The sequence below is a fragment of the Actinacidiphila sp. bgisy144 genome, from assembly GCF_057708105.1.
In genome coordinates, this window is the sequence record NZ_JBYIRM010000030.1 from 100,713 (window position 1) to 108,858 (window position 8,146).

Consider the following 8,146-nt stretch of genomic DNA (forward strand, 5'->3'; position numbering starts at 1 on the left):
CTTGCATCTGACACTGATGTGAGGTTCTAGCGTAGTGGTGTCGGCGTTCGCCGGCAGTTATCGCGGCGATCTTGAGCAGCGGCCCGCCGCGGCCGTGTGGAAAGGCAGAACATCATGCGTGCAGCCCGCTATCACGAGTACGGCGGCGTGGACACCCTCGTGGTCGAGGAGGTGCCGGACCCGCATCCCGGGCCGGGCGAGATCCGTATCCGCGTTGCGGCAGCCGGCGTCAACCCGGTGGACTGGAAACTGCACTCGGGTGCGGTGCGCGAGGTGTTCCCCCTGGACCTGCCCGCGATTCCCGGGCGTGAGGCCGCCGGTGTGGTCGACGAGATCGGTGCGGGCGTGGAGGGGGTGGCCGTCGGCGACCGCGTCTTCGGGCTGGGCGGCCTCACGGGCACGACGGCGGAGCTGGCCGTGCTCTCCGCCTGGACCCTCGCGCCCATCTCGTGGAGCGATGAGCAGGCCGCAGGTGCCGCACTGGCGTCCGTGACCGCGCTCGGCGGGCTCAACGCGCTCGGCCCCCTGTCGGGCCGGACCCTGCTCATCGAGGGCGCCGCCGGTGGCGTGGGCAGTGCCGCGGTCGAGATCGCGGTGGCCAGGGGAGCGAAGGTGATCGGGACGGCCAGTGAGCGCAACCACGAGTTCCTCACCTCCCTGGGAGCCGTGGCGACCACCTACGGTGCCGGCCTCGCGGAGCGCCTCGCCGACCTGGCGCCCGACGGCGTCGACGTCGCGCTCGACACCGCGGGTTCCGGGTCGCTGGCCGACCTCGTCGCGATCGTCGGCGACCCCGCGCGCGTGTCGACGGTCGCCGACCACACCAACGCGCAGGGCCTGGGCGTCGTGGTGGCACACGCGACGAACGACTCCGCGCTCCTCGCCGAAGCAGCCGAACTCGGCCGCCGGGGCCGCTACGCACCGCACATCGAGCAGACCTACCCGCTCGAACAGATCGCGGAAGCACACACCTCCTCCGAGGGCGGCCACACCCGGGGAAAGATCGTGATCCGCCTCTGACCCGGTCCACTTCCGACGACAGACGAGCGTGCGCGGCTACCCCAGCGGGAAGGAGGCCCGCTGCCGCCACCGCGTCCCGTCGTAAACCAGCAGGTCGACGGCCGAGACCCGGGCGACGACGGGAAGGCCGGTGCGCAGGTCGGCCTCGACGTGCTCCACGACCGCCTCGTCCTGGCCCTGGGCGACGGTCAGATGCGGCACGGCATCCTCGAACTGCCCGCCGAACGGCGGGTGTTCCGGCCACCGCCGCACGATCGCCCCGGTGAGGCGCCTGAATCCGGTGTCCGGTTCAGGGGCGAGATACAGCACTCCGGGGAACCGGCCGCAGTGGCCGAACCGGGCCTCGAAGGACTCCTGTCGGCCGAGCACCTCGCCGATGGCGGCGCGGACACCCCCATCGATGCGGCTCGCGTCGAGAAACGGGAAGAGCACGGTGACGTGCGCGGGAACTCCGGCGCGGGCCGAGGGGTCGAGCCGGTCCCGCCACGCGCCTACCAGGGGCTCCGCCTCCGGAACCCGCACGATCAGCCCTGACTGTCCTGCCCGGGGTGCCCGGGGTCCTTGCGCCTCGTCATCGGCCATCGTGTCTGTCTATCAGCGGGGTCCGACCGGCGGCGACCCGGGGGAGGCCGGGCCGGACGGCCGGAGCCGGTCGTCCAGCGCGGCCCCGACCTCGGGGCAGTTCGACCGGATCGTGTCGAGGAAGGCGCGCAGCACCGGGGAGTGGTCGCGGGCCGCGAAGGACAGGACGAGGTCGGGCAGGCCAGTGCGCGGGGTCACCTCGCAGAACCGCACTCCAGGCCGCGGGACCGCCCTCATGCGGGACGGCCCCAGCCCGACGCCCACACCGGAGGCGGCCAGGCCGATGATCGTGTGCACGTCCCGCGCGACGGTCGCGCCGCCGAGCGCAGGGGAGTCCGCACCCAGCAGGGCGCGCAGCCCGGCGACCACCGCGGGCTCGTCCTCGCCGGCCGACACGATCAGCGGCTGCCGCCGCAACTGGTCGGCGGTGACCGCCCGTTGACCCGCGTACGGGTGCGCCGTACTGACCACGGCGATCACATGGTCGCGTCCGACCGGGACGGACACGAGATGCTCCGCTCCGGCACCGCGGGGCGGGCCGAGGGTGAAGGCCACGTCCAACTCCCCGGCGACGAGGGCGGGGCTGCTGCGGCTGGTCGCCATCTCGTGCAGTTCCAGTCTCACGTCGGGCCGGTCGCGGCCGAACCGGCTCAGCACGCCCGGCAGCGGGTCGAGCAGCGCCGAGGCGACGAACCCCAGGCGCAGCCGCCCCGTCTCGCCGCGCGCGGCCCGGCCGGCGTCGACGGTGGCCGCCGCGATCTCGTCGAGCGCCCGGCGGGCCCGCGCGAGGAACGCCTCGCCGGCGGCGGTCGGGAACACGCCCTGGCGTGTGCGGTCGAACAGCCGGACCCCGACCTCGCGCTCCAGGTCGGCGATCTGCTTGGACAGCGGCGGCTGGGCGATGCCCAACTCGCCGGCCGCCCGGCCGAAGTGCGCGTGCTCGGCCAGAGCGACCGCGTACCGCAGGTGCCGCGCCTCCACGTCCCGCCCTCCGTTCCCTCGACCCCATCCCACTGCCGACCATACCTCGAAGGTATCGCCACGCCACTTGCCAGATCTACGCATGGATGGCGCCCCGGTTCCCGCCTGGAATGGAGCCATGAAGAACGCATCTGCGACCGACACCGTCTTCGTCCTCGTGCACGGCGCCTGGCACAGCTCCGCGCAGTGGGCGGCGACGCAGCGCGCGCTGGCGGGACCGGGCACCGCGAGCGTGGCAGTCGACCTGCCGGGGCACGGCTTCGACGCGCCCCTGCCCGCCGGATACCTGCTGCCCGGCCAGCCGGGCCTGCTCACCGAGAAGTCCCCGCTCGCCGCCGTGACGATGGACGACTGCGCCGAGGCCGTACTGAACGTCCTGCGCCAGGTGCGCCACCACCGCACCACCGTGCTCGTCGCGCACAGCGCGGGCGGCGGTCCCGCGTCCCTGGCCGCGGAGCGGGCGCCCGAGCTGGTGGACCGGATCGTGTACCTGTCCGCCTTCGTCCCGGGCGGGCGGCCGCGGTTCTTCGACTACCTGGGCGCACCCGAGAACGCCACCGCGCTGGGCCAGCACCTCAACCTCGGCGACGCCGCGGCCCTGGGTGCCGTACGGATCAACCCGCTCTCGACGGACCCCGCGTACGTCGACGAGCTGCGGCAGACCCACTACCACGACACCCCGCCGGACCGCTTCGACCGGTGGCGGACCGCGCTGAGCCCCGACCTGCCCCTGGCGATCCCGACGGCGCCGGTCACCCTGACCGTGGCACGGTGGGGGCGCATCCCACGGACGTTCCTGCGCTGCGCCGAGGACCAGGCACTGGCACCGGCCGCGCAGGACCTGATGATCGCGGAGGCCGACCGGGCCTTCCCCGACAACCCGTTCACGGTGAGCACCCTGCCCGGCAGCCACAGCCCGTTCGCCGCCCGGCCGAGCGAGCTCGCCGCGGCCCTGGCGTCGTGAGCCGGCAGCGGTTCGTGAGCCCGCGGCGGCCCGCGGCGGTTGTCCCGTCGCTGAGCAGGGGACGGCCGGCGGCCGGTGGCGGCTCGCGGCTCGTCCTGCCGGTCGTGCTGAGCGCGACCTTCGTGCAGCTGCTCAACGTCACCATCGCGCAGATCGCCGCCCCGGCGATCCGGACCGACCTGGGCGCCGGCTCGGGCGCCGTGCAGCTGATCCTGGCCGGGTACACCCTGACCTACGCCTGCCTGCTCATCACGTCCGCGCGCCTCGGCGACCGGTACGGCTACCACCGGCTGTTCGTGCTGGGCACGATCGTCTTCATGGCCGGCTCGGTCGCCGCCGCGTGCGCTCCCGACGCCGCGACCCTCATCGCGGCCCGGCTGGTCCAGGGCGCGGGCAGCGGCCTGGTCGCCCCGCAGGTGCTGTCGATCATCCAGGTCGCCGTCCCCGCTGCCCGGCGCCCGCGGGCTCTCGGCCTGTTCGGTGCCACGATGGGTCTGGCGTCGCTGGCCGGGCCGCTGATCGGCGGACTCCTCGTCGGCGCCGACCTCTTCGGCCTCGGCTGGCGCTCGGTGTTCCTGGTCACGGTGCCGGTGGCGCTCGTCTCGCTCGCGGGGGCGACCGTACTGCCCCGTACGCGCGGCGCGGCCGGGCAACGCGTCGACACCGCGGGCGTGTTGCTGACCACCGTGGGCTTCGGCGCGCTGGTGCTGCCGCTGGCGCTGGGCGGGCAAGTCGGCTGGCCCTGGTGGACCTGGGCCCTGCTGGCCCTGTCCGTCGCCGTACTGGGCTGCTTCGCCCTGACGCTCCCGCACCGGCCGGACCCCCTGGTGCAGCCGTCGCTCTTCCGCGACCGCGGGGCGCGTGCGGGGGTGCTGCTGGTGTTCGTGTTCAACGCCGGGGTGCCGTCCTTCACGTATCTGCTGTCCCTGCACCTCCAGTCGGCCATCGGGTACTCCGCGCTCACCGCCGCACTGACGTCGGCGCCCTTCGCGGCCGCGGCCGTACTGGGCAGCCGTGCCGCACCCGCTATGGCCCGCAGGCACGGGTCGGCCGTGCTCACGGCGTCGGCGCTGGTGCTGGCCGCCACGTCCCTGGCTCTCGCGCCGCTCATCGGCACAGCGGCCGGGCGCTGGGCCGCGCTGCCGGTCCTGGCGTTCGGAGGCGCCGCGTTCGGCGCGTTCACCGCCTCGGTATTCGCGCTGGTGCTGGCACGGGTGGACGGCTCCGCCGCCGGTTCGGTCTCCGGGCTGCTGCCCACCGCCCAGCAACTGGGCGGCTCGATCGGGGTGGCGGTGGCGGGCCTCGTCTACTTCGCCCCCGCGGCCTCCCCGGGCACCGCGTTCCGCCACGCCATGATCTACGAGGCCGCCGTCTTCGCCCTCACCGCGCTGATCAGCCTCCGCATGCACCCCCGCCCCCACCCGCCCACGGAGCGGACGGACGCGGCGCGCGCCACGGCGACGTCCGGAACCCCCGGAGTGTGAGCCCGCCGACCGGGCAGGCCGACGCGGTGCAGAAGCGCGGGCCCTTGCGGTCAGAGGTGGAGCAGGGTGGTCGAGATGGTCCAGAGGTGGTGGGCGGTGGCGGGGTCGAGGGCCCATTCTTTGACGCCGTGCGGGTGTTGCGCCAGGTCGGCGTCGTTCGGCACGGTGTACGCCTCGCGGCAGTCGTCGAGGTAGTGGCCGCCGGAGTGGGCGAACTGCGGGGCGACGGCCGCGACGATGGTGGTGGCTGCGCCCTGCTCGACCGTTTTGTAGGTGAAGACCCCGGCGGCCTCGGCCGCGTCGAGGGACTCCCGCTGCCGCGCTGTGAAGTTCCGTTGCAGTCCGGTCGCGACGCCGCCGGGGTTCACCGCGTTGGCCACGATGCCGTCGGAGGCCCAGCGCCGGCTCGCCTCGACCGCGAAGAGGGAGTTCGCCGTCTTCGACTGGGCGTAGGCGATCTGCGGATCGTAGCCGCGGCGCTCGAAGTGCAGGTCGTCGAAGTCGATGCCGGCACGCATGTGGGCGGTCGAACTGACCGCGACGATCCGTGCTCCGCCGCGGTCGGCCGCGCCCAGCGCCAGGGCGTCGTGGAGACCGGTCGAGAGGGCGAGATGGCCCAGGTGGTTCGTCGCGAACTGCAACTCCCAGCCCTCGCGGGTGCGTTCGAGGCCGCCGGTGACCACGCCCGCGTTGTTGATCAGCAGGTGGAGCGGGCCGTCCCACGCGTCGACGCAGCGTGCGACGGACGTCCGGTCGGCGAGGTCGAGCCGGACGACCCGGGGCCGTGGCCCCCCGGTTGCGCCGCCGCTTCCGCCGCTTTCCCCGCTTCCTCCGCTTTCCGCGGTCGATTTCGCGATCGCCTCGGCGACGGCTTCCCCCGCCGCCGTGTTCCGGACGGCGAGCGTCACTTCCGCCCCGGCAGCGGTCAGCGCGCGGGCTGTCTCGATCCCGATCCCGGATGACGCTCCCGTCACGATCGCGCGGACGCCGGCGAGGTCGATGCCCCGCAGGACATCGTCCGCGGTGCTGGTGGCGGTGAAGGGCGTGGACAGGGGTTCGCGTGTCGTCATGGCGGCGACTATACGCACTAGCCTTTATTTGTATAGTGCGGCGCACACTCGTATGCTCGGCCCATGAACAGCCCCACCGCCGGCGGCCACCCCTCGCCGTCGGCCGCCGACACCGACCGGCGAACGAAGGTCCTGGACTCCGCCATGGCCACGTTCGCGCGATTCGGCTACCGGAAGACCTCGATGGAGGAGGTGGCGCGTGCCGCCGACATCTCCCGGCCCGGGCTGTACTTCCTCTTCTCCTCCAAGGAGAGCCTGTTCCGCGCCGCCGCCACCCAGGCGCTGGAACGCGACATCGCGGCCGTCGACCATGCCCTGGCCGCCACCGGCCGGCCCCTTGCGGAGCGCCTCCTCGACGCGTTCGACCACTGGGCGGGCCGCTACGTCGGCCCGCTGGCACGCGACGTGGCGGGGGTCATCGAGGCCAACCCCGGCCTGCTGGGGGAGATCGCCGAGACCGCACCGCGCCGTTTCGAGCAACTGATCACCGACGCGATCGCCGCCACCGCGGGGCGGGCGGCGGCCCGCCGTATCGCCCGGACGATGATCAGCGTGTCGATCGGCCTCAAGCACCAGGCCGCGGCACGGGACTTCTACCGCGAACGGATGGGGATCGCGATCGACCTGCTGCTGCGCTGAAGACGCACCGGAGGAAACGGGTGACCCCGCCGACCGTCACCTGAGCGGACCCGCACCGCTTCCCACGCCCGCGACCGGGTGGACGGGATGATGACGGTCGTAGCCCCACCACGCCCCGCGCCGTGAAGGAGAGCAGCCCGTGAGCACCTGGAACCCCCGGACGCTGGAGCGGATCGCCGCAGCCGACGAACTGCGCGTCGCACCCCGCCGCGGCGACGGCTCCCTGCGCAAAGCCACCACCATCTGGGTCGTACGGGACGGCGACGACCTGTACGTCCGCTCCTGGCGCGGTGCGGCCGGCTCCTGGTGGAACACCGCCCGGGAAAGCGGCACCGGGCACATCGCCGCCGGGGGCGAGGAGGCCGACGTCGCCTTCACCCCGACCACCGACGACACGGTCAACGCACAGGTCGATGCCGCCTACCGGGCCAAGTACGGCCGCTACACCGGCTACGTCGAGCCGATGGTCGCCGACCAGGCCCGGGCCACTACCCTGCGCCTGACCCCGCAGCCGTAGCCCGATCCGGCCTCCGCCGGCCCGCCGGTCACCGCTTGCCGACCCGCGCTTGCCGTCCCGCCGGACACCGCCGCCCGCATCCGACCACCGCTCAGGAGAGTCCCCATGCCCACCCTCGCCATCATCGGCGCCGGCCCCGGCCTGGGCGCCGCCGTCGCCCGCCGCTTCGGCCGGGAAGGCTTCGACATCGCCCTGATCTCGCGCAACCAGCAGCACCTGGATGCCCTGGCCACCGCACTGAACCAGGAAGCCGTGCACGCCCGCGGGTTCGCCGCCGACGTCCGCGACCAGCAGGCCCTGATCGCCGCCCTGGACGCCGCGACCGCCGCGCTCGGCCCCATCCAGGTCCTCCAGTACAGCCCCGTCCCGCACAAGGACTTCATGAAGCCCGTCCAGGACACCCGCCCCCAGGACCTGGCAGGACCCCTGGCGTTCTCCCTGTTCGGGCCCATGACCGCCGTGGAGCACGTGCTGCCCGGCATGCGTGAACGGGGCCGGGGCACCCTTCTGTTCGTCAACGGCGGCAGCGCGGTCCAACCACACCCGCAGCGCGCCGGCACCTCCATCGCCTTCGCCGCCGAGAGCGCCTACGCGCACATGCTCCACGACGCCCTGGCCGGCGAGCACATCCACGTGGCCCAGCTGATCATCCCCGGCGCCATCACCCCCGGTGACGAGCACGCCGACCCCGACCGACTCGCCCGCACACTGTGGACACTGCACGAACGGCGCGACGGCTTCCGGCACTACGCCGCACCGATCAACGGCTGACCCCGCTGAGGCGCGCGCTGCCCCGCCGCTACGTCACCGTGGGCGCGGAACACCTGGGCGCCCCCGCACGGCCGGCTGCTCCTGCTGCGCCCGGACGGGGGGGGGGGGAGGGGGGGGG

General features: G+C 73.8%; 9 protein-coding genes. 6 read left to right on the forward strand and 3 right to left on the reverse strand.

Features of this window, described 5'->3' with window-relative positions:
• The first annotated feature begins 114 nt into the window (after positions 1 to 114).
• Entirely contained in the window at positions 115 to 1,020 is a 906-nt protein-coding gene (locus AC3EVP_RS28875; protein WP_435134840.1) for an NADP-dependent oxidoreductase, read from the forward strand.
• A 36-nt stretch (positions 1,021 to 1,056) separates the two neighbouring features.
• On the opposite strand, the gene AC3EVP_RS28880 is transcribed toward AC3EVP_RS28875, so the two are convergent.
• Both AC3EVP_RS28880 and AC3EVP_RS28885 read right to left on the reverse strand, forming a co-directional pair.
• On the reverse strand, positions 1,057 to 1,602 hold the full coding sequence (locus tag AC3EVP_RS28880) for a 2'-5' RNA ligase family protein (protein WP_435134842.1): 546 nt from the start codon (positions 1,600 to 1,602) through the stop codon (positions 1,057 to 1,059).
• Between the two features lie 12 nt (positions 1,603 to 1,614).
• Positions 1,615 to 2,583 carry a LysR family transcriptional regulator gene (locus AC3EVP_RS28885; RefSeq protein WP_435134845.1) on the reverse strand — a complete coding sequence of 323 codons (969 nt, stop codon included), beginning with the start codon at positions 2,581 to 2,583 and terminating at the stop codon, positions 1,615 to 1,617.
• 118 nt (positions 2,584 to 2,701) lie between these two features.
• Here AC3EVP_RS28885 and AC3EVP_RS28890 point away from each other — a divergent pair, with 118 nt between their 5' ends.
• Positions 2,702 to 3,547 (forward strand): alpha/beta hydrolase, encoded by an 846-nt coding sequence (locus AC3EVP_RS28890; RefSeq protein ID WP_435134848.1) that lies wholly within the window; start codon positions 2,702 to 2,704, stop codon positions 3,545 to 3,547.
• 104 nt (positions 3,548 to 3,651) lie between these two features.
• Positions 3,652 to 5,031, forward strand: a complete 1,380-nt coding sequence (locus AC3EVP_RS28895; RefSeq protein ID WP_435134850.1) for an MFS transporter — start codon at positions 3,652 to 3,654, stop codon at positions 5,029 to 5,031.
• 50 nt (positions 5,032 to 5,081) lie between these two features.
• Here the strand turns inward: AC3EVP_RS28895 and AC3EVP_RS28900 are convergent, their stop codons facing one another.
• A complete protein-coding gene (locus tag AC3EVP_RS28900) occupies positions 5,082 to 6,101 on the reverse strand; it encodes an SDR family NAD(P)-dependent oxidoreductase (RefSeq protein WP_435134853.1) in 1,020 nt (339 codons plus the stop codon).
• Between the two features lie 63 nt (positions 6,102 to 6,164).
• Between AC3EVP_RS28900 and AC3EVP_RS28905 the strand changes: the two genes are divergently transcribed.
• The 3 genes from AC3EVP_RS28905 (at position 6,165) to AC3EVP_RS28915 (ending at position 8,028) form a co-directional block, all read left to right on the forward strand.
• Positions 6,165 to 6,740 carry a TetR/AcrR family transcriptional regulator gene (locus tag AC3EVP_RS28905; RefSeq protein ID WP_435134856.1) on the forward strand — a complete coding sequence of 192 codons (576 nt, stop codon included), beginning with the start codon at positions 6,165 to 6,167 and terminating at the stop codon, positions 6,738 to 6,740.
• 139 nt (positions 6,741 to 6,879) lie between these two features.
• On the forward strand, positions 6,880 to 7,257 hold the full coding sequence (locus AC3EVP_RS28910) for a DUF2255 family protein (protein WP_435134858.1): 378 nt from the start codon (positions 6,880 to 6,882) through the stop codon (positions 7,255 to 7,257).
• A 105-nt stretch (positions 7,258 to 7,362) separates the two neighbouring features.
• Positions 7,363 to 8,028 carry an SDR family NAD(P)-dependent oxidoreductase gene (locus tag AC3EVP_RS28915; protein WP_435134861.1) on the forward strand — a complete coding sequence of 222 codons (666 nt, stop codon included), beginning with the start codon at positions 7,363 to 7,365 and terminating at the stop codon, positions 8,026 to 8,028.
• Positions 8,029 to 8,146 lie beyond the last annotated feature (118 nt).

What these genes read in the sequence shown, in the direction of transcription:
- AC3EVP_RS28880 (WP_435134842.1), bottom strand. Translation starts at nt 1,602, where the DNA reads ATGGCCGATGACGAGGCGCAAGGACCCCGGGCACCCCGGGCAGGACAG.
- AC3EVP_RS28890 (WP_435134848.1), top strand. Translation starts at nt 2,702, where the DNA reads ATGAAGAACGCATCTGCGACCGACACCGTCTTCGTCCTCGTGCACGGC.
- AC3EVP_RS28915 (WP_435134861.1), top strand. Translation starts at nt 7,363, where the DNA reads ATGCCCACCCTCGCCATCATCGGCGCCGGCCCCGGCCTGGGCGCCGCC.
- AC3EVP_RS28875 (WP_435134840.1), top strand. Translation starts at nt 115, where the DNA reads ATGCGTGCAGCCCGCTATCACGAGTACGGCGGCGTGGACACCCTCGTG.
- AC3EVP_RS28905 (WP_435134856.1), top strand. Translation starts at nt 6,165, where the DNA reads ATGAACAGCCCCACCGCCGGCGGCCACCCCTCGCCGTCGGCCGCCGAC.
- AC3EVP_RS28900 (WP_435134853.1), bottom strand. Translation starts at nt 6,101, where the DNA reads ATGACGACACGCGAACCCCTGTCCACGCCCTTCACCGCCACCAGCACC.